Genomic DNA, 25,271 nt, shown 5'->3' on the forward strand with positions numbered 1-25,271 from the left:
AAAAGTGTGACATTTAAAGTATCGTACCCACTTTAGCCCCTTAGGTGAGCACCAAATAAGGTGGACCTGATTTCTTGCTAAAATAGACCTCATAGATAAGTTAACCCGACGCATTTTCAGGATTAAAAAAATGTCAGATCTTCGCCAACAAGCCCTCGATTACCATGAGTTCCCCGTACCAGGAAAAACTGCAGTTAGCCTGACGAAACCTGCCGAAACTAGTTTAGATCTCTCCCTGGCTTATAGCCCGGGTGTTGCTGAGCCTGTGCGGGAAATCGCCGCGAACCCGGATAATGCTTATCGCTATACAGCCAAAGGCAATACCGTCGCTGTGATTACCAATGGTACGGCTATCTTAGGTCTAGGTAACTTAGGCCCATTGGCTTCTAAGCCGGTGATGGAAGGTAAGGCGCTGCTGTTCAAGCATTTTGCGAACATAGATGCGACAGATATTGAAGTTAAGCATCGTACAACAGAAGAGTTTATCAATACGGTTGAAGCGATTGCCGATACATTCGGTGGAATTAACCTGGAAGATATCAAGGCGCCAGAGTGCTTCGAGATCGAGAAGGCGCTTATTGAGCGCTGTAGTGTCCCCGTTTTTCACGACGATCAGCACGGTACGGCAATTGTGACCACCGCAGGTATGATCAACGCCTTAGAGATCCAGGGTAAGTCTATCGAAGAAGCTGTCATTGTTTGTATGGGTGCCGGTGCGGCAGCAATTGCTTGTATGACCATGATGGTTAAGTGTGGCGTGCAGCGTGAAAATGTTTATATGCTCGACAGAAAAGGCGTTATCCACACTCGCCGTGAAGATATTAATGAGTATAAGGCATTATTTGCTAATAATACTGACAAGCGTACTCTGCAAGACGTGATTAAGGGCGCCGATGCCTTCTTAGGCCTATCGGGTCCCGATGTGCTGGGCGCTGAAGACGTCGCCATGATGGCTGAAAAGCCGGTAATCTTCGCTTGTTCAAACCCGGACCCCGAAATCAGACCAGAAATAGCTCATAATGTTCGTAATGATTTGATCATGGGTACGGGACGTAGTGACTACCCTAACCAAGTGAACAATGTACTCTGTTTCCCATTTATCTTCCGCGGTGCATTGGATGTGCGTGCATCGAAAATCAATGATGAAATGAAGATTGCAGCTGTACACGCCATTGCAGCCTTAGCGAGAGAAGAGGTTCCAGCATCTGTACTCGCTGCGTATCCGGATGTGACGTCCTTGAGCTTCGGTCCTGACTATGTGATCCCTAAGCCTATGGATCCTCGTCTACTCTCGAATGTGGCTAAAGCCGTGGCCCAAGCGGCAATCGATTCGGGTGTTGCTGTGATTACTGAATTACCGGAAAACTACATGAGCTAAGCTTGTTTGGGTAGTATTTAAAGGGCCATTGGGCCCTTTTTTGTTTTTGTAATCTTAGGCCATTCAATTTGATCTTCTGCTTGAAAATCATTCAAAGATTGTAGCGAGGGGGATTTGTTTGTATTGTGGAATTTTAGATAGAGCTCATTTTCTGGTTTTATATGCTGATTTTATACATTAGTGTTAAACGACTTTCTAAACGATGAATCGAATTCAGTTGTCATAAGCTTAGGCTCGCTTTCGATTTTAATAAGAATAATAAATTCTGCAGGAAGCGGATAATGAAACTGACACGACTTTTAACTAATAAATTGACCAGCTTTTGGCTACTTTCTTTGGCAGCCGTTGCATTTATATTTTTGCTTGTTGCCCTAGTCAGCTTCACGCAATTGACCTATAAATTTCAACAGCAGAAGGTAACTGAACTCGAGTCTATGCTCATTCATCATTATGAGCATGAGAACAATAAAGCACTCTCTACCTGGCTCCCCTCCATCTTAACCGCGTATAACACTGTGAGTTTGACCTTGCGCGCCGAAGGTCAAATACTCTACGAGTATGGACCTGAAAAACTTGGTGCAGGGATGATCACCTATGAGAGGCAGCTGCTCAAGGCTGACAATCTCATCTTAGTGATCACCTTACCTCAGCCATTTAAAATGTACTCACTTTCCTGGTATGAATTCTCCATCTTAGTTATTGGCTTACTTTCTATCTCTGTGTTTGTTTTCTTCGGCCACAGATGGTTATCGATACAGCTACAGGGCATAGAAGATCTGGCAGTGCGCAGTAAACTGATTCTAGAGAATGAATATGATAAGGCCTTAGCCGAGAGAGGAGATGGCAGGCCGAGAATGATAAATCGTGCCCTGACACATCTATTATTAGAGCTAGATGATGCAGAGAAGCATAGAGCTAGATTCGATCAATTTATCCGCTCAAATACGTTTTTGGATCCGGAAACTGGGATAGGAAATCGGCTATTTCTCAAGAATCGTCTCGACGCCTTGAGTAACGATAAAGGTATGATGGCTCCTGGTGTGCTGTTTTTACTCGAGATGGAAGATATGGATCTGCTGCAGCAAGAGCTTGGTGATGACTCTATAGATGAGATGTTGCATCAGACGATTAGCGATATTAATCAGATCTTGGACAGTCAGGCTAACAGTATTTTTTCTCGTCGTTCTTTCAATCAGTTCGCCATCGTCGTTCCTCAAATCTCTTTAAAAGACGTTGAAAAATTAGCCGCTAAATTACTCAAGGTGTGCTTGAGTCAAAACGTACCCGAGACAGAGAACAGCGAAGATTTTTTCCACATAGGTGCAGCCTACTTTAAAGTCGGTGACAGTAAGGAGCAGTTACTCGATGAGTCAGAGAGAGCCCTTAGGGCGGCTCAGTTTCAGGGAACCAGTGGCTGGTTTATGTATGATAAAGGGGCCGTGGATGAGGAGTTGGCGAAGGGGTCTGTTAGGTGGCGCAGCTTTCTCGAGTATGCTCTGGTAAATAGACGTTTAGTGGTCTTTTCCCAGCCTGTGGTCGACAGTGATATGGAAACTCACCACTTAGAGATATCCAGTCGAATACGTGACAATAAAAACAACCTGGTTAGAGCAACGCTGTATATACCTATGGCGATAAAATGTGGTCTGACACCTCAATTTGAACGTCAGGTTATTGAGACCGTGTTGTTCGATCTCCTCTGTGATCCTAAGGGCAGAACCACTAAGTTCAGCATCAATCTCAGCTTAGACACCCTGATGAGTAGGGCATTTATCCGCTGGCTTAAAACGACCCTGTTAGAGTATCGACATCTCACTCCCTGGCTGATTTTCGAGATCAATGAGGATATAGTCGTGCATCATAAGGAGCAGCTAAAATCCAGACTCGATATGATTAAGAAAATGGGCGCAAGCTTATGCGTCGACCGCGTGGGGCAGCAGGTAGTCAGTACTCAATACATCAAAGAGTGTCATTTCGATCTGATCAAACTGGATCGTTCAATCGTGACTCAAATACATCTTCGTCAAGAAAATCAGTTGTTTGTGAGAAGTCTTATCGGTGGTTTATATAGAACTGATGTTCAGGTCTTTGCCGAAGGAATAGAGTCTTTCGAGGAGTGGCAGACCCTGAAAATTTTAGGTGTTAGTGCCGGACAGGGAAACTTGTTCAGTGAGCCAGTTGAAGAAATATAAACCAAGGTACAAAATATTGACTTGGCCAAAAATCAAACTCCCCCTCAGTCAACTTGTTTAACAAATGTTTCATGTTTAGCTTGGGGAGTGTGAAATTTCAGCTTAGATGATACAAATCACTCGGTGAACGTTTCATTCTGTGTTTTTTCTATAAAATTAGCAGATTAGCCGCTACAATGAGTGTAAGTATTTTGACGCTTGCTTGGTTTGTTGATTATTGATGGGCACCATCTTGTCACTTCGCGAATATAGCTCAAGTTTTATGGATTCCAATACTTTAAATCTAAGGTATGAGTTGGCATATGATAAATGAGATTATGGACATTTTTTAAATGGAAAAAAGTCTTTTAACTAGATTGGCTTTCTGGCAAAACAAGCAGTCGAAACTCGAGCTTGGCATCTACGTTTGTCAGGATAAGCTTGTCGTGTACCAAGCTAAGCACCCTGATGTCATCTCGTCTATCGAAACCGAACCTCATGTCGGCGAGGGCGTTGAAACCGAAAGTATTACTCACGAATTTGCGTTTAATGGTTCAAATTGGTCCGGTGTGTTTGCCTCGATTGCTAAGCAATTCAAACCCGCCAAGCTGCACATCACCTTGAGTTCTTCATTTTATCAATTGTTAATTGTCGACAAACCCAACGTAGAGCCCAGTGAGATGTCTCAGGCATTACTTTGGTCGGTCAAAGATATGGTGACTCACGCAGTAACCGATATCCATATTGATTACTTTGATTCACCCTTGCCCAATAGTGCTAAGTTAAGTGTTGTCGTTGCCGAGAAGGCAAGATTATCCGCTATGGTATTAGCAGCTCAAGAGCATCATATGCAAGTTTTAGGCATAAGCATCGAAGAGATGGCTGTTACCAGCCTCTTTGCCAAAGATAATCAAGCCAAGTTGGTTTTGTGTCATACCCCCGGGCAGGAATTATTGCTGACCGTAGTAAAACAGGGGCAGCTTTATATGCAGCGACGCGTGCGGGGCTTTGACAAGTTAGATACCGTTAGCGTCGATGATTTAGCCATGGGGATGGCCGATAGTTTAAGTTTAGAACTACAGCGTTCTATGGATTATTTCGAGAGTCAACTGCGTCAGGCGCCTGTGGTTTCGATTGAACTATTGATTAATGGTCAAGTCGATAAACTCTCTGAATTAGTGAGTGCCAATTTTGACCAGAAGGTCAATGCGATTCCTGTTGATACCGTTGAGGCTAAGATTGCCCTGCTGACCTGTGGTGAGTTTCACCGTGACGAGTCCAGAGAATCAGGAGTGCAGGTATGACGTTGAAGACGAGAGTCAATCTGTATTCAGATACCTTGTTGCCTCCGGTGCAAAGGCTTAGCTTTAAGCGTTTGGCTCAGGTATTGGTTTTTATGCTTGTTCTGTTTGCTATGGCAAGCTCAGCGAGCTACATCTTAGTGTCAGGACTCGAGGCCGATAAGCTTGTACTTGCTAAGCAAAAATCTAACCTGGATAAGCAGAAAAAATCCCTCGAAGCGGCAATGGCAAAACGTGCACCCGATGCCGAACTCGTGGACCAAGTGGAACTTCTCACTCAGCAAATTGAACTCAAGCAGATGCTCATAGGTGAGCTGAGTCAGCGAGAAGCGCTTACGAGTCATGGATACTCTATGTTATTTAAAGATCTCGCTCGTGTAGCTAATAGCAATATCTGGCTCAACCGCATCAGAGTTGAAAATAATGAATTCATCTTCGAGGGTTTTAGCTCGGCGCCCAATAGCGTTCCTCTGTGGGTTGAACGCCTAAAGTCGACAGAAACTCTGAAAGGTCACGCATTTGCGGCGATGGCAATGAGTCGGGGTGAGGGTAAACCGTTAGCATTTACCTTGACCAGCAAGGCGGAAACCGAGGAGGCCAAGTGAAGCAGCAATGGAATGAATGGGCCGCTCGATTTGATGTACTGACCCAAAGAGAAAGAGTCATGGTGGCGAGTGCGGCCTTGATTGTGATAGGTATGCTGTGCTACCTCCCGTTAGAGTCATTATTGTTAGAGCATCAGTCTCTTGCTAGGCAGAATAAAGCTATCGCCAGTGAGAATAAGATTTCATTGCAGCAGATTGATCTGTATCAGCAGCGATTAGCGCAAAATCCTAATGATGAATATAACAAGCGTTTGAAGGTGTTGAAGCGGCAAGATGCCGATTTAGATGATCAGCTATCTTTTCAGATGGTAGATATGGTTCCCGCTAATCATATGCCTGCGTTATTGAGTGAATTGCTGGGGAAAGTCACTGGCATCACACTGCACGAATTCAAATCGATAGCACCCACTCCCTTGCTCGCCATTGGGGATGATAAGAAGATGAATCTATACAGTCATGGGATCCGTCTGACTCTGGAGGGAGATTACTTTTCGGTGCTTAAGTTTATCGAAGCCGTAGAGGGAATGCCCAGCAAGCTGTATTGGAAAGAAATAGATTATAAGGTCGATGAGTATCCAATTGCGAGTGTCGTGCTGGAACTTTATACCTTAAGCATAAATAAGGACTTTATCAGTGTCGCTACTCAAGGTTAGCCCGCTCATTGCATTGCTGATGTTGCTTGTGACTAGCACTCAGGCTGAGACATTAAGGGATCCGACAAGGCCGGGTTATGGGGCACTGGTTATCGCGTCTGTAGCTTCGAGTCATAGCAGTGACTTGATACTCAATAGTGTGATCAAGGCTGGACCTGTATCCCGCGCTGTGATTAATAATGAAATCTTCGAAGTCGGGGATCGGGTACAAGGGGTGAATATCACTGCTATTGAGATTAATTCAGTTTCATTATCAGATGGTCGTAAACTCACCATGTTCCAAGTGATAACAGAGTCAAAGGAAAATTAAATACAAATGAATGCGCTAAAAATTATTACGCCTCTGTTAACTCTGTTATTGGTTGCGTGTCAAACAACCAATAGACCAGAGCCGGTGGCCGCTAAAGAGGCACTGGCTGAGTCGGTACAAACAGAATCTAGTAAACAGGGCACGCCTCCTCCAGCGAAAATGCCTGAGTCTATTCAGAAGGAACTCGCTTCTGCTGAGTTACTTGCAGGATTAGCACCGAGCCGGAAAGCCGAGCGCCGTTTCGATGTGTCTGCTCATGACGTTGATGCTAAGGTATTTTTCCCCAGTTTGGTACAAGGTACACCCTTGAGTGTTGCCGTGCATCCTGATGTGAGCGGTAATATCTCTTTGTCGTTAAAAGGGGTCACATTGAGCGAGGCGCTACAAGTCGTCGAAGATATCTACGGCTATGAAGTCAGTCGTGTGGGGCGAATTTTACGTATCTATCCCGCCGGTATGCGCACCGAGACATTCCCATTGAATTACCTGTACATGGAGCGCCATGGTCTGTCTTTGACGTCGGTGAACTCGGGACGTATTTCAGATAATAATAACAATTCGAGTTCGGGTAGCAACAATAGCAACAGCAACAGTAATAACAGTAATAGCTCGTCCAATAACAGTTCTGGTTCGAGTAGTAATAGTAGTAATGAAACGACTAATGGTACCTTCATTCGCTCGACGACTAAGAGTGATTTCTGGGGAGAGCTAAAAAAGACCTTGGTATCGATTGTGGGCAACACTGGTGGTGGGCGTCAGGTCGTTATTACTCCCCAAGCAGGGTTAGTTACTGTTCGAGCATATCCAAATGAGTTGAGGCAGGTACGCACCTTCTTGAAAACTGCCGAGACTCATCTACAGCGGCAGGTGATCATAGAGGCTAAGATCTTAGAAGTCACTTTATCTGATGGCTATCAGCAAGGGATCAATTGGCAGAATGTCTTAGGCCATGTGGGTGATACCGATATTAAATTTGATACATCGGAACCTGCTGGAGAAGGTTTATCGGATCAGATCACCAGCGTGATTGGCGGGGTGACTTCACTCAAGCTATCGGGTACCAATTTTACCGCCATGATCAGTCTGCTCGATACCCAAGGTGATGTAGATGTACTATCGAGTCCTCGTGTTACGGCATTAAATAATCAAAAGGCCGTTATTAAGGTGGGCACCGATGAGTATTTTGTGACCGATGTATCGTCAACTACTGTTGCTGGCACTACACCAATAACGACACCTGAAGTCGAATTGACGCCCTTTTTCTCCGGTATCGCTCTGGATGTGACGCCACAGATCGATGGGGAGGGTAATGTATTACTGCATATTCACCCATCGGTTATCGATATCAAGGAGCAGACTAAAACGATTAAAATCTCTAATAGCACATTGGAGCTACCTTTGGCACAGAGTGATATTCGTGAATCGGATACCGTTATCATGGCCAGAAGTGGTGATGTGGTGGTGATTGGTGGCTTGATGAAGAGTGAGAATATAGAATTGGTCTCCAAGGTTCCATTGTTAGGCGATATTCCTCTGCTTGGTGAACTGTTTACGAACCGTGTTAAATCATTGAAAAAAACGGAACTGGTTATCTTATTAAAACCTACCGTAGTGGGTGCCGATACCTGGAAGAAGGAGCTACAGCGCTCTAAAGAACTGTTAGATCGTTGGTATCCAGAAGCGCAAGATGAAACAGAACAAGGGCAGTAAATTTTGTACCTGCAACATTTTGGGTTAGCGGAAACGCCTTTCTCACTTACCCCAAATACCGAGTTTTTCTTTGGGCTCGCGCCTCATGTCGAGGCGTTGCAGGTATTACAGACTGCGTTGCAGACGGGTGAAGGCTTTATCAAGGTGACCGGCGAGGTTGGTACGGGAAAAACCCTCATCTGCCGCAAGTTGATCAATGAGCTACCACAGCGCTTTCATTGTGCTTATCTACCTAACCCCTATCTATCTCCGGCGGAATTGCGTTGGGCCGTTGCGCTAGAACTGGGGCTTAAATATTCCGCCGATATCGATCAGATACAACTTACCGGACTTATACAGCAACAATTGCTTGCTCTGTGCGCCCATGGCCATTCAATTGTACTGGTTTTGGATGAGGCTCAGGCCCTTCCCGATGAGAGCCTGGAAGCACTGCGCCTGTTCACAAACTTAGAGACCGAGAGTCGCAAGTTGCTACAGGTGGTGCTGTTTGCTCAGCCTGAGTTGGATGAAAGATTAAATCAACACAGTTTCAGGCAGTTGAGACAGAGGATCACCTTCAGTTACTGCCTGCGCCCACTGACCTTGGATGAAGCCGATGCCTATGTTCAGCACAGGCTATCAGTCGCAGGCAGTGTGGGTCAGCCATTATTTGACCATAAAAATACGCGAGTGTTGGCAGCTGCATCGAAAGGGATCCCCAGATTGATAAATATTTTAGCTCACAAGGCCCTGTTATTGAGTTTTGGTGAGGGTGCCAAGCGAGTCGAATACCGTCACGTTAAAGGCGCCATCATTGACACTCAAGATACTAAACTTAGCTATAGGGCTAGATGGTTTTGGTTTATGAGCTTGAGCCTCATATCTGTGACTAGCGGGCTAGGGGTACACCTATTTTATGGAGCCAGTGTATGAGCGTTATCAATTCTATGCTTAAAGATCTGGATAAACGTCAGCAATCCCATGATCTGGAAAACCTAAACGTTGCCCCAGTACAATATCAGGCTAAGTCTGCCTCAAAGCTACCTTGGATATTGCTGGCGATTGTCTCCGTTATACTGCTATCTGGAATAGCGTATAGCTGGCAAGCCTTGTCTAATTCTCAGCAGGGGTCATCAAATGCCCTATCGAATCAGTTATCGAATGTCGCAGAATCTGATATTACTTCAATTACAGAAGTTCAGAGTAGCGAATCAGATGCTCAACTGGAGCAGGCTAAAGTCGTTGCGGTAGATGCTCCTTCATCTTCAATGCAAGATGAAACGAGGGTTAGTAAGCTAGCTAGCCAAGTTGAGATTGAGTCGGTTCAAGCGGTAACATCAGGCGATGGATCAGTATCTTCGATAGAAGGATCGGAAGAGCCTTTATCTGCAAATCTGAAAGTGGTCGATAGTGATGTAAAACCAGTGAGAACAACCGCTCCAGAGGATATAATTAAGCCTGTTATTCAACCTGATACCACCGAAAATCCTACACTCGTTAGAGTTTCCCCCGTTGCATCTAAGCCCAGTTCGATGGCAGTCACTGAAGTGCAAGTTTCCAATGAACAGCTTGCTCTGAGAAGGTATCGTCTGGCGACAGAAGCTGAGAATCAGGGCTTGCTAAGCGATGCCATCGTCTATTACAGCGAAGTATTGGCGTTAACTCCAGTGATGCACAAGGCTAGACGAAAGCTCGCGGCTCTTTATTACGGTCAGGGTCGTCTCGACTCAGCCAGTGACATGCTGATAAAAGGCATGGCTCTTTTCCCCGAGGAATACGATTACCCCTTCTTGCTCGCCAGAGTACAGCAAGCCTCTGGTGATATTAAGTTGGCCATGTCCAGTCTGGAGCAGATCCCAGATGTAAGCCAACGGGCCAAGCAAAAATGGACCATGCAATCTAGCTTGGCACAGAAGAGCGACAACTATCAATTGGCCGAAGAAAGTTACCGAAAATTATTACGCATAGAGGCCGGTCAGGCTAGATGGTGGATGGGGCTTGGCTATGCCTTGGATTCACAGCAGAAATATGATTCAGCCAAGCAGGCCTACAGACAAGCCTTGTCAGCAGACGGCTTATCTAAGCAGGCGAGCGAATATATTGAAAATAGACTAGTCCAGTTAGGAGAGAGCGAGTGAAACCGAAGTTAAAGATGCGTCTGGGTGATCTTCTGGTTCTGGAACAGATCATAGGTGAGGATCAGCTACTGGAAGCGTTAGCCGAGCAGAGAAGTAGTGGCAAAAAATTGGGCCGCACACTGATCGACCTTAACTCTATCACTGAAGAGCAACTGCTACGATTTCTCTCTCAACAGCTGAATATTCCATTTATCGATATCAGTAAGCGCCCCATTTCCAACGAAGTCGTCACCTTGCTGCCAGAAGTTCAAGCGAGACGTTACCGTGCGCTGGTCGTCGAAGATAATGGCGATAGTGTCTTGGTTGCCATGAGCGACCCGGCCGACTTACAGGCCATGGATAACCTTGAGGTGCAGTTGCTGCCTAAGTTATTGAAGATTGCCGTGGTGACCGAGAGTCAACTGCTGGACGCCTTCGATAATCTCTATAGGCGTACCGATGAGATAGCACAGATTGCGGGTAAGCTCGAAGAGGAATATGCCGCCGATGATCAGTTTGATCTTGCCAGCTTCACCGAGGGTGACAGTGATAATGAAACCACTGTCGTCAAGCTACTTCAGTCCATCTTCGAAGATGCAGTGCAGATGCGGGCCTCGGATATCCATATCGAACCTGGTGAGAAGGTACTACGTATCAGGCAACGTATCGATGGCCAATTACATGAGAATATTTTGCCAGAAGTGAGTATTGCCGCGGCTTTAGTTCTGAGGCTAAAACTGATGGCTGGCCTGGATATCTCCGAGAAACGTCTGCCGCAGGATGGCCGATTTCATATGGAGATTAAAGGACATCAGATCGATGTGCGTATGTCGACCATGCCTATTTACCATGGTGAATCTGTGGTGATGCGTCTGCTCGATCAATCCGCTGGCTTACTGACTCTGAATGAAACGGGTATGCCGCCGGAGATTTTAGCGCGAATTCGAAAGCAGATTAAGCGCCCGCACGGTATGTTATTGGTGACCGGGCCAACGGGTAGCGGTAAGACCACCACCCTGTACGGCATATTGAGTGAGCTCAACACCGCAGACAGAAAAATTATCACAGTTGAAGACCCGGTTGAATACCAGCTACCGCGTATTAACCAAGTTCAGGTCAATCATAAAATTGGCTTAGACTTCTCCCATGTGCTGCGTACCACACTACGTCAAGATCCTGATATCATCATGGTGGGTGAGATGCGAGATCAGGAGACAGTTGAGATAGGCCTTCGAGGTGCCTTAACCGGTCACTTCGTGTTGTCGACCTTACACACCAATGATGCGGTAACGAGTGCGCTGCGTCTGCTCGATATGGGCGCGGCGAGCTACTTAGTTGCGAGTGCCTTAAGGGTCATCATTGCTCAACGATTGGTGAGACGAGTGTGCCAGAATTGCTCCGTTGATTATCAGCTAACGGCGCAAGACAGTGTCTGGTTAAACTCGGTCAGTCATTTGGACTTCTCACAGGCTAAATTAAAGATTGGCTCGGGTTGCCAGAGCTGTAATGGCAGTGGTTACCGTGGCCGTATCGGTGTGTTTGAGATCCTTGAATTAGATGATTCTATGGTAGAAGCCATGCGGTCCGGTAACCCACAAAATTTTGCCAATGCGGCCAAAGAGAGTCCTAATTTCACTCCTTTAGCAGAATCTGCACTTAAATACCTGGCAGAGGGGATGACTACTATCGAAGAGGTAGCCAAGCTAGTCGAAGATGTGACCGAGTCTCAAATTCCATTGTCGGTAGATATGGTTAATCAATAGTGTAAGAAATGACCTGAATAATCATGATGGCAAATATTAGTGGCAGTCTTATCCGTAGTGTAAGAAATGACTTGAATAATCATGATGGCAAATATTAGTGGCAGTCTTATCCGTAGTGTAAGAAATGACTTGAATAATGATGGTGGCAATTAATTAATGGCAGTCTATAAATACCGAGGGCGTGACGCCCAGGGACAACAAGTTACAGGAGTGGTTGATGCCACCTCTGAGAGTGCTGCTGCAGATCAGCTAATGTCTCGCTCGGTTATTCCATTAGAGCTCACTGAGACTAAGGAGAAGCAAGACTTCTCTCTGACGGAACTGTTTAAAGCTAAGGTGAGTCTCTCCGAGCTACAGATTTTTAGCAGACAGATGTATTCTTTAACCCGTTCCGGCATTCCTATTTTGCGCGCCATCGCTGGCCTGTCAGAAACGACCCATTCTCAACGTATGCGTGATGCCCTCGATGATATTTCTGAGCAGTTAACTGCCGGGCGGCCCTTGTCATCGGCAATGAATCATCATCAGGATGTGTTCGATGCGCTGTTTGTCTCCATGGTTCATGTAGGGGAGAACACAGGTAAACTCGAAGATGCTTTTATGCAGTTAGCGGGTTATATCGAACGTGAGCAGGAGACCCGGCGCCGGATTAAGGCCGCGATGCGTTATCCAATATTTGTCTTGATTGCCATCACCATAGCTATGGTGATCTTGAACATCATGGTGATCCCCAAATTTGCCGATATGTTTTCTCGTTTCGGTGCAGAGTTACCTTGGGCAACTAAGCTATTAATCGGTACATCTAGCCTATTTGTAAACTATTGGCCGGCCATGCTGGTTGGTGCCATAGGGGCATTTATCGGTATTCGCTACTGGCACAATTCTGAGAAAGGTGAGAAACAATGGGATAGGTGGAAGCTACATATTCCCGCCGTAGGTAGCATTATTGAGCGTTCTACCTTATCCCGGTATTGTCGTAGTTTTTCCATGATGCTCAGTGCCGGAGTCCCCATGACGCAGGCGTTAAGCCTGGTTGCCGATGCCGTAGATAACGCCTACATGCACGATCGAATTGTTGCCATGCGCCGGGGCATAGAATCCGGTGATTCTATGCTACGGGTATCGAATCATAGCGAATTGTTTACTCCTCTTGTGCTACAGATGGTTGCAGTCGGCGAAGAAACAGGTCAGATAGATCAGTTGCTTAACGACGCCGCAGACTTTTATGAGGGTGAAGTGGATTACGACCTTAAAAATCTCACCGCTAAACTTGAACCTATCTTAATTGGCTTCGTCGCGGGCATCGTATTGATATTGGCACTAGGTATATATCTTCCCATGTGGGATATGCTCAATGTGGTCAAAGGTGGAAGGTAAACTTTGGGCTAGCAGGTATATATCTAACCATATGGTGGGATATGGTCAACGTGGTCAAAGGCGGAAGGTAACTTCTGTTGCTAGTTTAAACCGGTATATACCTAGCTTTTTATGATGGGACATGCTCAGTGTGGTCAAAGGTGGAGGGTAACTTCTGTTGCTAGTTTAAAGCAGGTATATATCTAGCCATATGGTGGAATATGCTCAGTGTGGTCAAAGGTGGAAGGTAGATTTTGTTGCCAGTTTAAAGCAGGTATTTACCTAGCTCTTTGGCGGGTTATGTTCAACGTGGTAAAAGGCGGGAAGTAGATGAAATTAGATAATTGTCTGGATAAGGCAGGAAAAACCTAATGCTAAGCCAGCAGAAAGCCGATGGAGAGTTATTGGAACTATATGGCAAGATGATAGCAATTGTCTTGTTGCTCGCCTTACTAGGCGTATTAGGTTTTAGGTATTTTGGTTCGGTGAATAATATAGCTGCTCAGGGCTTGCGGATCGATCATACTCGTTTTTTAAATGTGTTGGGTATGATCAAGGCACAATGGTTAGCTCAAGGTCGACCCAAAGAGATGAGGCTGGATTGGGATACTGGTAGCGTAATAAGCGTTAATAATCAGGTGACTGAATTGGAAGAGATGAATCTTGTTAAAATGAGCTCAGGAGGCTGGCCATTACCTAATAAGTTGGATTCTGCAGGTTGTGAACAACTTTGGTATCGCTTACTAGGTTTGGATACCGCGTCACAACAAGTTGTATCTTCGCTTAGTCAGGGGGGAGATGTTTGTAGCTACGTTGCTAACAACTTGGATCGTCTTGGTTATCAGCTGACAACCGGGCGCGTAATTTTTTTGACGAATGACAAAGAATAGAGAAAATAGAGTCGTTTCATAGGTTTCTAAAATTCACCGAACTGTTAGAATTGTAAAATATGCTATGGGGGCTTATATGGATAAGCAGGTCAGTTATCAAATGAGAATTCAAATGAAAGAGCAATGTAATAAAGGGCTAACTATGACTAACTCTCGAAGCCGTCAGCAAGGTTTCTCTTTAATAGAGCTTGTGATTGTAATAGTGATCCTCGGTTTGCTCGCCGCAACCGCTATCCCACGTTTTCTCAATGTCACTGATGACGCTGAAGATGCCAGTTTAGATGGTGTTGCTGGTGGTCTTGCTACCGCTGTCGGTTTTGTGCGTGCGCAGTGGGAAGTCGATGGTCGTAATAACAATACGGTGATCTTAGATGGCACGAGTGTGTCTCTTGATACACGTTTTGGTTTCCCTACAGGAACTGGTGCCAATGGCACAGACGTAACGGCTATGAATGATAATCGTTGTCAGCAAGTGTTTAACAGCATTCTTCAGAGTGCACCGCGAAATGTACAATACACAGATGATGCCCGTAATCAGCGTTACACAGTACGCTTCTTAGACGGAGTCGGTGGAAATGCAATAGATCTTAATGGTGATACTGTAAATAGTATCGATTTATGTGTTTATCATCAGGTCGCTTCTTTAGCGTTAGATCAATCAACTGGGGTTGCAACACCCACTCCCGATTTGAATGTGGGTAAAGGGATCACCTATAACCCAGGTACGGGCACGGTAGTTAGTTTTACTAACTAAAATTAGTATGTAGCTCTTGATGGCTAAAGAGCTAATTTAAGAATTAATGTTCGCTGCTGAAAGTGGCGATTAAAAGAGTAGGAAAAGGTAGTAGATAGATGAAAAAACAAAATGGTTTTACGCTAATCGAATTAGTGGTCGTTATTATCATCTTAGGTATTCTTGCTGTAACAGCTGCACCTAAGTTTATTAACTTACAAGGTGATGCACGTGAATCTTCACTACAAGGTATGAAGGGAGCCATTCAGGGGGCAAACAGTTTAGTTTTTTCTAAAGCTGCTATTTCTGGTGGTGAGAAGAGAGCTAAGGCATATTGGACTGGTGATGCTACGGATTCAGCAGATGAAAAGGGAGGAGTTGATATCGGTACAGGTACCAAGGCAAAAACTAACTTTGGTTATCTGCAAGGCTTACAAGCGGAACTTGAAAATGCAATAGATGTAGATTTTAACATCGGGACTTCTGCAACGGATCCTACAATTGCGACAGATAATAATGCTGATTGGATTATTTTTGTTGATTCAGGCGTTGCAACTATTTGGCAGACAGGGGCTCCAGCGACCTGTAGATTCAACTATACAGAGTCTACAGCTGAAGGGGCTATTCCTCAATTCTCAGCTATGCCAGAAGCTTCAAGCTGTTAATGTATTTTACTTATTATAAGCTAAGTGGATGATCGAATGAAAAGACAAAATGGTTTTACTCTTATAGAGCTAGTCGTAGTTATTATTATCTTGGGGATCCTTGCCGTTACGGCTGCACCTAAGTTTATAAACCTTCAAAGCGATGCACGTAAGTCTACGCTAGATGGGATGAAGGGGGCTCTCCAAGGAGCTAATTCTCTTATTTTTTCAAAAGCAGCTATATCAGCTGAAGAGAAAAAAGGTTCAGCAGATGCTTCAACAACAGGCTCGGTTGATATTGGAACGGGAACTCCTGCTGCAACAAACTATGGTTACTTACAATCAACAGCTACTCAATTAACAAATGCTATGGATCTGAGTATCAGTAACGATGAAGATGATACTGTTGATTGGTATATTGCTGAAGGTGATGATGGCGCGAAATCTGCGCAACTTTATCAAGCTGGTTCTGCTCGTTTTGGTAACACAACAACGACGACTAATAGATGTTATGTGACTTATACACCAACAACATCAACTACAGCTGCTCCTACCTATGTAGTGACAGATGATGATTGTTAAATAGAATGTATAATCTTAAAGGCCTGCTAAGCAGGCCTTTTTTGTGCCTATTGGTTTTGGCTGAATAACCTTAATCTGCTTAGCTTTTCTCTCCGCCTGATAACCCTCTAATTTACTTCCAATAACTATCCATATCGTTTCAATGTGTTGCTTTATTGTTAACGATGGTATTATTTGACTAGAATTAATAGATATTGCATGGATGCGTAGACTAGAGGAATATGCGGTATGAATAAGATTAAGCAGCAAGGTTTTACCTTAATTGAATTGGTAGTGGTGATCATTATCTTAGGTATTTTAGCGGTTACGGCAGCTCCTAAGTTTATTAATCTTCAGTCTGATGCCAGAGAATCGACCCTTAGCGGTATGCAGGCTGCACTCCAAGGAGCGAACTCCCTCGTTTTCTCGAAAGCTGCAATTGCGGGGGTTGAAACAGAAAATAATCAAGATGTTGAGCTTGCAACTGGCGTGACGATAGAGCTTGATTATGGCTATATCAAAAGCTTTGGTGCTGAGGTTACTACGATTTTGAACCTTGAAATAGCATTGGATATGCAATTTGAAGAGATAACTGCTGCCGGTACAGCAGCTACAGAAGACTGGGGGTTCGTTCAACTGGGTCTACCATTACGTTCGTACCTAAAGGCAAAACCCCAAATGGTGACTGCCGTTTAGACTATACAGAAGCATCAGAAACTAATGATGTGATTACTTTACCTACTTATAATCTTGTTGGTACTGATTGTTAGACGATAACCTTAACAATAGATTTAGTGCATAAAATTGAACCTCTGGCTAAAACTGGAGGTTTTCTTGTTTATAGCTTCCAAAATAAACACTCTTTAGCAAAACACCAATTTTTAAGTCGATAGATATTATATACATATAAAATATCACAGTTTTTTGTCATACTTAGCGGTAAGTGTTTTGTGGTACCCAATTCAAACTTTCGGTATAAAGATGAGAAAAAATGCGGGCTTTACTCTAGTAGAGCTAGTCACCACTATCATGCTCATTGCCATTCTCTCTGTGGTGGTCTTGCCACGTCTAATGACTAGCTCTAGTTACAGTGCCTTTACCCTGCGTGACGAGTTTATCAGTGAGTTACGCAAAGCTCAGCTGTTGGCGATGAATAATCAAGACCGCTGTTATCGAGTCGATGTCGATGCCGACGGTTATCAGTTGCGCCGTTTTGATAATAATACCTGTACCGGAACCAGCCGCACGGAAGCTAAACAAGCATTTTCGGGAGGTGCTAGCTTGATGCGCGCCTCAGATGACAATAACACCTTCAATGTTAGCTTTAATATCTCTGGCATCTCTAATATGGGGTGTAGTGGCACATGTATCAATGTTATTGCCGACGAGACCTTGACCATCAATATCGAGAGTCAGGGGTATATTCATGGGCGTTAACTCTTTTATGAAATTATCAAAACTTTCAGCACCATCTTATAAGTCTAAAGGGTTTACTTTAATCGAGCTGGTTGTTGGCATTGTAGTATTGAGCATCGCCTTAGTCTTGCTAACCAGTATGTTATTCCCTCAAGCCGATCGTGCTGCAGAGACCTTGCACAGGGTGCGCTCCGCCGAGCTGGCTCACTCTATTCTTAATGAGATTTGGAGCAAACGTTATGATCAAAACACCAATGCCAATGGCGGCGTACCCGCTTGTGGTGCGGCTGTAAGGCCTGTGCTAGGTTTACCCGCAGGGCTTGCGTGCACGCTTGCTGCCAATTTGGGGCCTGATCCCGGAGAGAACCGAAACAACTTTAATGATGTTGACGATTATCATGGCTTAACCCAAGCGAGTTTAATGCTTAACTCGGTTAATACCTATGGCAGTGAATATCCTAATTATCAGCTTAACGTAACAGTTGCTTATCCTAATGCTTCCGATATGGATACCAAGATAATCACCATAGCCGTGACTACGCCGAATAATGAGGTGATAATTTACAATGCGGTTCGGAGTAATTACTGATGCGTTCTTTAAGGAGATCTAAGTCATCTGGGTTTACACTAGTTGAGATGGTGATGGTGATCATTATCCTTGGTGTTATGGTGCTTGGAATCAGTAGTTTTGTCATCCTAGGTACACGCATCTTCGTAGAGTCGACCTCAGTCGATCAGGTGCTTAGTCAGAGTCGCTTTGTTATGGAACGTATGACTCGTGAACTTCGCAATGCAGTACCGAATAGTCTACGTGTAACTATTAATCCAGCAACGTTTCAATGTATCGAATTCGTGCCGATTCAGGCCAGTGCTTCATATCTGGATATCCCCATTTCTCCTGGCGCTGCTAGTGAGACCGGGATAGTAATGACACCATCTCAAGGTATTAATGCTACTCATCGAATGCTGGTTTATCCTTTACAGCCTGGGCATATCTACTCTGCTACACCTACAGGGGCGCAAAGCCGCTTGCTTGATATCACTAGTTTTGTTCCAGATATTGCTCCAAATACGGGAACCGTCACTTTCGACCGTTTAGTGCGTTTTAGTGAGGCCTCGCCACGAAGTCGTTACTTTTTGGTGGATAATGCGGTGAGTTACTGCTTTTTTGTCAATGGCGATATCAGACGTTACCAAGGTTATAATATGTTTAATGCGACTCAGCCAACTCCTGTTCAAATGGGAGGCGACGCTAGTAGTGCATTAATGGCGGAGAATGTAGTGATAAATGGTGCTTGGCCTATTTCCTATACCCCAGGTACCTTAGCTAACAGCGCGGTGGTGCAGTTAACACCGCAGTTTGAGGTCAATGGTCAAGCGTTCCAATATCAACATCAAGTGCAGGTGGTCAATGTCCCCTAATATGAATCGACGTACTCAAATATCATTTCAAGGGTTTGCAACTACTAGTCCAGCTAAGCAGCAGGGCAGTGCCTTGGTGATTGGTATTTTTGTGATTACTGTGATGTTTTTAATGGCGTCAGCTTTGATTAATGTTCTTGAGGATGCCGATGAACAGGTAAATCTGGAAGTATGGGGAACCCGCGCGTTAGCGGCGGCTAACTCAGGCGCAGATAGTGCCCTTGCACAACTGTTCCCTTTAGATGCATCTACTGCAATTTGTGCTGCTACCAGTGACTGGGCGGTACCGGATGTGCCGGGTTTTCATGCCTGTAGAGTCGCTTTGACCTGTAACGCTATGCTAGTAGATACGGTAAATCACTATCGGATAACCAGTAGCGCAACCTGTGAAACAGGAGATTGTGACAATGATAATGGCAACTGTTTGAGAGTAAACCGCCAGGTGGAGGTAGAAGCCCGTGATTAATACAATTAAGCATCCATTTGCAGTCGTGTTACTGTTTATTTTTTCAGGAGCAATTGCCACTGCTGAAGCCACTGACTGGAGTCTGACTTTTATTGAAGGTGCCAACTCTTTCGATAGGGATGGGGAGATCAAGTTTGAAAATTCTGCGAGGCTTAATAATGCGCCACAAAATGGCCAACTCCCAGCGCCTAAAGTTGATGACAGTGGTAAGGCTTGTTACCCCAATGGCGGTAATGCTAAAAAGTGTAAAAAGTCGAATCAGTTGGCCCAACTTCCAGCAGAAAGAGTGAACTTCTCTCAGTGTAAATCCAATAGTAATAACAATATAGGCCCGCCTAGTAATGGCAACCCTACCATCGATGTTCCAGAAGGGGAGTATGGCGATGTAAAGTTGGAAGGCGGCTCTAATAGAACCATACGTTTTACTACTGTCGATGGTATATACAAGCTAAAAACATTGCAGGCTAAGAGTGGTCGCCTAGAGTTATCTTCGGGTCAGTATTGGATTGGAAATTTAGAAATTAATCAAGGTGTTACAATTGTCTTCCCCTCTACAGGTACGGTAAGCTTTTTTATTGATGGGGGCTACGACATAGTAAATGATGACTCCCCTGCAGATCCTACTCGTTTTTTAATTTATTCCTATGATGATATCAAACTCATGGGAGGCCTTAACCTTAATGCATACCTTGTAGGTGAGGACGATGTTTTATTGGAGGGAAGTTCAACGCTTAACGGTGCAGTTACGAGTGAAGAGATTGAATTAAAAGGTGGCGCAGTTATTAATTTTATCAATCGAACTGGTGAAATTAATGTTATTCCAGATTGTAATGCAGAGCCTGTATTACCGGTTGTGCCATTGCAATGCCCAGCAGAACAAGCTGGAGTTGCTGGGATAACTTATCGTACTTATGACGCGACAAACTGGAAGCCTGGGCAATATACCAGTCCGGTCGATCACGATGACTTTAATGACCTTGTTGCTACGGTTAAAACCACGATCAACCAGCTAGGTGAATCTATAGAGTCACGAATTGAAGGATATGGTGTCAACATCAGTCCCCATTCTAATCAGGGTGATAACTATGCAGGCATCTTTGAAGGTTACTTAGATGTGCCTGAAACGGGTAATTATACCTTTGGCATTGATGGTGATGATTCGATAGAGCTCTTGATTGACGATCAAGTTGTGGTCGGGTTTTATGGTCTACATGGCCAATGTGGTTGGCCGTGTCGAACCGGAGATATTGCATTAGCTCAGGGAACACATAAAATCGAGATGCGTTTTCATGAAGCTACTGGTGCTGAGGCGTATCACCTGTATTGGCAGCCACCTTCGGCATCAAGTCCAGTAAAAGTACCCGAGTCGGCATATCTAACCTGCCCATTTCCTCAATTTGAATTTGGTCGGGTCAGCTTGGGCAGCGGAAGCGCTGTCATTAATTTTGAAAATAGCTATGCAACAGCACCTGTGGTAATGCTGATGCCTACCATTGATGGAGAAACTCCCACCAACGATGGCCCTTCTAGCGTAAGGCTAGTTTCGAGTAGTGCTACTACTGCGAATATCTCTCAAAATGACCCTCCGGGTAACCGAGTATCGGCCGATGATATGCCTGAGGTGGATTATTTTGTGATGGAGTCTGGTTATCGTTTCTTAGCTCGGGGCAAGGCGCTGCAAGCGGGAAAGATAGAGACGGAAAAGTATCAAGGTAAGCGACTGCCTTCTTCAGGAAGAGGATATGAAGATGTTAGTTTCTGGCATAAGTTTGGCGCTAAGCCTGCTATGGTCGGACAAACGTTAACACGAGAAAATAATCGATTTATTACCACTGTGATAAATAATGTGAGTTCACAAGGTGACGAATTTGATATTGCCATCGAAGCATCAGAGGTGAATGGTTCGATAACTCAAGATGAAACCTTAGGTTATGTTGCCGGGTTAGGTTCAGGCTCCTTGCAGGTCAATGGCGAGGTCATCTTGTACGAGTTTGACTATGCACTCAATCACAGTGCGGGGGGCAGTACTCGCACACTGACGCAGCAATGTGCTTATTCGACGAACTATGAAAATACCTACCCAAGTCAACCTTACCTAATCGCAAATAAGAATTCTCGTCGTGGAGGCGATGGTGGTTGGATCAGACGCTGCCGCCAGGAAAATTTTGCTAACTCTGTTAGCTTTGTGGTTGATGAAGATCAACTGTTGGATGCAGAGCGCAATCACCTTGCTGAAGATATTGGTTACTTTGCCTTTGAAGCTGTTGCAGAGCCACCAGCGACAAACCATTACCGTATAGAATTCTCATCTGGCGCAATTAGCTGCGCGGCAAAGGATATACTTATTCGTGCTTGTGCTAATACTGATTGTACTGCTGAAACTTCAGTTTTATCCACTGTTGACTTGACCAAAAATGGTGGCGTCTACAGTACGATTAACTTTACTGGACATACAATACCTCCCACATCGCTCTGGCATACTGACGGTGGAGTTGTAGTCGTAGGTCTTGGTGCTACAGCTCCGTCCGGTTCTTATCGTTGTTTTATAGATGGCACAGAGGTGTTAGATATTGATCAATGTAAATTAGTTTATGAAGATACTGGTTTTTACTTTGATGTGCCTAATACTAGCTCTTGCAAAGATACTGCTAGCTTTGAATTGTTTGCAGTGAAAAAGGACTCTCAGACACAAGAATGTGTCCCCCTTTTCAGTAATCAAACTAAAGCAATAGATTTTAACTTTGAGTACAAAAAACCTAGCTCTGTTAGTAATGAGGCTTCATTGATACTTAGTAGTTTGCATGTGCCAACAGCTATTGTAAGCATTGATGGTGGTGATACAAAGAGTTTAAATGTGAGCTTTGATACGAATGGTAAAGCCGAGTTAAAGGCAAATTACCCAGAAGCTGGGGTGGTCACGTTAAAAGCATCTCATATTCATAGTGTGAACACTCCTAATGGTACCGAAGAGCTGCTACTTGAATATTCAGATGATTTTACCGCTGCTCCTGCTGGTTTTCATTTCTTTAATATAAGTAGTAATAAGACTTGTATTGGCGGCGACCCATACGGTGCCAACTGTGAGGTGTTCGCTAAAGCTGGTGAAGATTTTAATATGGGAATGAAGGCTGTTTGTTGGGAGTCTGATGGCGACACAGACTTTAGTAATAATACTGCACTACAAAACTTTCAGTTGGACAATATAGGAATTACAGCAAAAGTAGATCAGCCATCTACAGGTAGTGATGGTAGTTTTGGAGATACTTCAATTAACTTTGATCTTATTACTGGGGAGACTTCGGAAACTATAGTTCAAAGTTGGAGTGAGGTGGGAACAGTGACTGCCTCACTCAGTCAAGATTTAAATTATGAAGGGGTTACCATTACCCAAGATAAGTCGAGTAGCGAAGTCTTTGGTCGTTTTACGCCTGCATATTTGGAAATAATTGGAAATACCCCAGAAATTTCGCACGCATGTGGTAGCTTTACCTATATATATCAGCCTTTTAGCTTCTTATCTGGAACAGAACCTAAGATACAAGCCATTGGGAAGTCTACCTCTTCAAGTGTGACCAGTAATTACCAAATAGATCCATGGTGGCGCTATAAAGACAAAGACTCTTCTGAACAGAACCGATGGTCGGGTCGTAGTTATAGCGATAATAGCAGCATTGCAACGGTTGATGACAGAGATGAACCAGCTCTTTCTGGCACAGTGATGTTTTCGAGTGAACCTGCTGCCTACCTTGCTGGTGCTCAGGTTAATTATTTAAGAACTGCTTCGGCTGTTGCACCATTCAATGCTTTATTTAATTTGAATTTACTTGCCTTAGATGTGACTGATGATGATGGAATTTGTTTCCAATCTGATGCTAATTCGCAATGTATTGGCTTTACCTTTACCGATATTGGTAAAGATAAAAGCATGCAACAACGCTATGGCCGTATGATTCTTGAAAATGGCTATGGACCTGAGTCTGAAAGCCTGCGCTTGCCAATACGAACTGAATATGTGGGCTCAGTAGCCGAGAGTGTTCCGACTTGGGTAGTCAATGATGAGGATCAGTGTTCTATTTATAATACTGCTTCTTCATCGGATAATGGGGAAACGGTAACTACAGGTATGAATATGCAGTTTCCTACAGGCTTCCCATCGATTACGGCGCATAGTAATGATGAACTAACTTTACAAAGCGGCATAATACAAAGTGGTATTAATCAAATATATTTCACTGTTCCAAATGCTACTGGTGTAGTACCACTTAAGCAACATGTTGCACCTTGGCTTAAATGGTATTGGAATTACGATGCCAGTAATGTTAATGGTTTATACGATCCAAGAGCCAGTGCTTTCTTCGGTACTTATCGAGGTCATGACAAGGTGATCTACTGGCGGGAAGTTAACTAACGTTAGATTAAGATTGCGTTAAAGAGCGGCTTCGAGATCTTATCCCCATCTCTTAGTCAACTCATAGGTTCACTCGAAATCCTTCTTTATTACATTAGAGGAGGATGTTCATTCTCTTAGGACAAAGGCCAATTTTTTCCTCTTTTTCCATGATATTTAAAAATAAAACGCTTCATTAGCAAATGTTAACCTCATCGCCCTTGTGTCATAGGGGTGTCGTTGTTAAAGTTAGCTGATTTTTTATTTTTCGGACTCGACTGAGACAGGCTGGTTACATGTTCAAGAAGCTGCGTGGCATTTTTTCTAACGATCTTTCGATCGATTTGGGTACGGCTAACACCTTAATTTACGTTCGCGATGAAGGGATAGTACTTAACGAACCTTCAGTTGTGGCTATTCGTAGTGAACGAGGGAATAGCGGACAGAAGTCCGTGGCGGCTGTAGGTACAGAAGCTAAGCAGATGTTGGGGCGTACTCCGGGTAATATCCAGGCTATACGTCCGATGAAAGACGGCGTGATTGCCGACTTCTATGTGACTGAGAAGATGTTGCAACATTTTATCAAGCAAGTGCACAACAACAGTGTGTTCCGCCCAAGCCCTAGAGTCTTGGTTTGTGTACCTGTTGGTGCGACACAGGTCGAACGCCGTGCGATTCGTGAATCTGCTATGGGCGCAGGCGCTCGTGAAGTTTACTTGATCGAAGAGCCTATGGCGGCTGCGATAGGTGCGGGCCTTCCTGTTTCTGAAGCGACGGGTTCTATGGTTGTCGATATCGGTGGTGGTACTACCGAAGTTGCAATCATCTCACTCAATGGTGTGGTGTATTCATCTTCTGTTCGCATCGGTGGTGACAAGTTTGATGATGCAATCATCAACTATGTGCGTCGTAACTACGGTAGTCTGATCGGTGAGGCAACAGCCGAACGCATCAAGCACACCATAGGTACCGCGTATCCAGGTGATGAAGTATTAGAGATCGAAGTTCGCGGCCGTAATTTAGCCGAAGGCGTACCTCGTAGCTTTACCCTGAACAGCAACGAAATTTTAGAAGCATTGCAAGAGCCTTTGTCTGGCATTGTTAGTGCTGTGATGGTTGCACTAGAGCAATCTCCACCGGAATTAGCCTCAGATATCTCTGAGCGTGGCATGGTATTAACGGGGGGGGCGCATTAATCCGCGATCTGGACCGTTTACTCATGCAGGAAACGGGTATTCCGGTCATGGTTGCCGATGACCCATTAACCTGTGTTGCTCGAGGTGGTGGCAAGGCGCTAGAGATGATCGATATGCATGGCGGTGATCTCTTCTCCGAAGAAACCTAATTAGGGTCGAATGAGGCGGTGTTAAACCGCCTTTTTTATTCTGTTCCTCATTATCGCCACAGGG

The 25,271-nt window shown here is 44.5% G+C and carries 20 protein-coding genes and 2 pseudogenes; all 22 read left to right on the plus strand.

The annotated features are described in order from the left end of the window. Window positions 1-130: 130 nt before the first annotated feature. The 22 genes and pseudogenes from FM037_RS01825 (at window position 131) to FM037_RS01930 (ending at window position 25,207) form a co-directional block, all read left to right on the plus strand. Entirely contained in the window at window positions 131-1,378 is a 1,248-nt protein-coding gene (locus tag FM037_RS01825) for a malic enzyme-like NAD(P)-binding protein (protein WP_144044593.1), read from the plus strand. 281 nt (window positions 1,379-1,659) lie between these two features. Further along, window positions 1,660-3,570 carry an RNase E specificity factor CsrD gene (gene csrD, locus FM037_RS01830; protein ID WP_144044594.1) on the plus strand — a complete coding sequence of 637 codons (1,911 nt, stop codon included), beginning with the start codon at window positions 1,660-1,662 and terminating at the stop codon, window positions 3,568-3,570. Window positions 3,571-3,902: 332 nt separating this feature from the next. After that, entirely contained in the window at window positions 3,903-4,853 is a 951-nt protein-coding gene (locus FM037_RS01835) for an MSHA biogenesis protein MshI (RefSeq protein WP_144044595.1), read from the plus strand. Further along, window positions 4,850-5,455 carry a PilN domain-containing protein gene (locus tag FM037_RS01840; RefSeq protein WP_144044596.1) on the plus strand — a complete coding sequence of 202 codons (606 nt, stop codon included), beginning with the start codon at window positions 4,850-4,852 and terminating at the stop codon, window positions 5,453-5,455. The genes FM037_RS01835 and FM037_RS01840 overlap by 4 nt, the downstream gene beginning before the upstream one ends. After that, window positions 5,452-6,108, plus strand: coding sequence for an MSHA biogenesis protein MshJ (locus tag FM037_RS01845; RefSeq protein WP_144044597.1), 657 nt, complete (start codon window positions 5,452-5,454; stop codon window positions 6,106-6,108). The genes FM037_RS01840 and FM037_RS01845 overlap by 4 nt, the downstream gene beginning before the upstream one ends. Next, window positions 6,089-6,418 (plus strand): MSHA biogenesis protein MshK, encoded by a 330-nt coding sequence (locus tag FM037_RS01850; protein ID WP_144044598.1) that lies wholly within the window; start codon window positions 6,089-6,091, stop codon window positions 6,416-6,418. The genes FM037_RS01845 and FM037_RS01850 overlap by 20 nt, the downstream gene beginning before the upstream one ends. A 6-nt stretch (window positions 6,419-6,424) precedes the next feature. Further along, on the plus strand, window positions 6,425-8,128 hold the full coding sequence (gene mshL / locus FM037_RS01855) for a pilus (MSHA type) biogenesis protein MshL (RefSeq protein WP_144044599.1): 1,704 nt from the start codon (window positions 6,425-6,427) through the stop codon (window positions 8,126-8,128). 3 nt (window positions 8,129-8,131) lie between these two features. Beyond that, window positions 8,132-9,040, plus strand: coding sequence for an ExeA family protein (locus FM037_RS01860; RefSeq protein ID WP_144044600.1), 909 nt, complete (start codon window positions 8,132-8,134; stop codon window positions 9,038-9,040). Next, entirely contained in the window at window positions 9,037-10,245 is a 1,209-nt protein-coding gene (locus FM037_RS01865; RefSeq protein WP_144044601.1) for a tetratricopeptide repeat protein, read from the plus strand. Before FM037_RS01860 ends, FM037_RS01865 begins: the two co-directional genes overlap by 4 nt. Next, a complete protein-coding gene (locus FM037_RS01870; RefSeq protein WP_144044602.1) occupies window positions 10,242-11,987 on the plus strand; it encodes a GspE/PulE family protein in 1,746 nt (581 codons plus the stop codon). The genes FM037_RS01865 and FM037_RS01870 overlap by 4 nt, the downstream gene beginning before the upstream one ends. A gap of 156 nt (window positions 11,988-12,143) precedes the next feature. Beyond that, window positions 12,144-13,364: a type II secretion system F family protein gene (locus FM037_RS01875; protein ID WP_144044603.1), complete on the plus strand. Its 1,221-nt coding sequence runs from the start codon at window positions 12,144-12,146 to the stop codon at window positions 13,362-13,364. 350 nt (window positions 13,365-13,714) lie between these two features. Next, window positions 13,715-14,233 carry a hypothetical protein gene (locus FM037_RS01880; protein ID WP_144044604.1) on the plus strand — a complete coding sequence of 173 codons (519 nt, stop codon included), beginning with the start codon at window positions 13,715-13,717 and terminating at the stop codon, window positions 14,231-14,233. Window positions 14,234-14,375: 142 nt separating this feature from the next. Next, window positions 14,376-14,987, plus strand: a complete 612-nt coding sequence (locus tag FM037_RS01885) for a prepilin-type N-terminal cleavage/methylation domain-containing protein (RefSeq protein WP_144044605.1) — start codon at window positions 14,376-14,378, stop codon at window positions 14,985-14,987. A 98-nt stretch (window positions 14,988-15,085) separates the two neighbouring features. Further along, window positions 15,086-15,631, plus strand: a complete 546-nt coding sequence (locus FM037_RS01890) for a type II secretion system protein (protein ID WP_144044606.1) — start codon at window positions 15,086-15,088, stop codon at window positions 15,629-15,631. 36 nt (window positions 15,632-15,667) lie between these two features. Continuing rightward, window positions 15,668-16,192 (plus strand): prepilin-type N-terminal cleavage/methylation domain-containing protein, encoded by a 525-nt coding sequence (locus tag FM037_RS30075; RefSeq protein ID WP_144044607.1) that lies wholly within the window; start codon window positions 15,668-15,670, stop codon window positions 16,190-16,192. A 228-nt stretch (window positions 16,193-16,420) separates the two neighbouring features. Continuing rightward, window positions 16,421-16,941, plus strand: a pseudogene (locus FM037_RS30080) (type II secretion system protein). 211 nt (window positions 16,942-17,152) lie between these two features. Next, a complete protein-coding gene (locus FM037_RS01905) occupies window positions 17,153-17,608 on the plus strand; it encodes a pilus assembly FimT family protein (protein ID WP_144044609.1) in 456 nt (151 codons plus the stop codon). Then, window positions 17,598-18,176, plus strand: coding sequence for a prepilin-type N-terminal cleavage/methylation domain-containing protein (locus tag FM037_RS01910; protein WP_407695624.1), 579 nt, complete (start codon window positions 17,598-17,600; stop codon window positions 18,174-18,176). The genes FM037_RS01905 and FM037_RS01910 overlap by 11 nt, the downstream gene beginning before the upstream one ends. After that, complete coding sequence (locus FM037_RS01915) at window positions 18,176-19,009, plus strand: PilW family protein (protein WP_144044611.1); 834 nt, start codon at window positions 18,176-18,178, stop codon at window positions 19,007-19,009. The genes FM037_RS01910 and FM037_RS01915 overlap by 1 nt, the downstream gene beginning before the upstream one ends. Then, the gene (locus FM037_RS01920) at window positions 18,999-19,475 is read left to right on the plus strand and encodes an MSHA biogenesis protein MshP (RefSeq protein WP_407695625.1); all 477 of its coding nucleotides are present in this window, start codon (window positions 18,999-19,001) and stop codon (window positions 19,473-19,475) included. Before FM037_RS01915 ends, FM037_RS01920 begins: the two co-directional genes overlap by 11 nt. A gap of 262 nt (window positions 19,476-19,737) precedes the next feature. Beyond that, window positions 19,738-23,883, plus strand: a complete 4,146-nt coding sequence (locus FM037_RS01925) for a DUF6701 domain-containing protein (protein WP_229381047.1) — start codon at window positions 19,738-19,740, stop codon at window positions 23,881-23,883. Window positions 23,884-24,158: 275 nt separating this feature from the next. Then, a pseudogene (locus FM037_RS01930) lies at window positions 24,159-25,207 on the plus strand (rod shape-determining protein). The last annotated feature ends 64 nt before the right edge of the window (window positions 25,208-25,271 follow it).

The sequence above is a fragment of the Shewanella psychropiezotolerans genome, from assembly GCF_007197555.1.
In the GTDB taxonomy this organism is placed as follows: domain Bacteria; phylum Pseudomonadota; class Gammaproteobacteria; order Enterobacterales; family Shewanellaceae; genus Shewanella; species Shewanella psychropiezotolerans.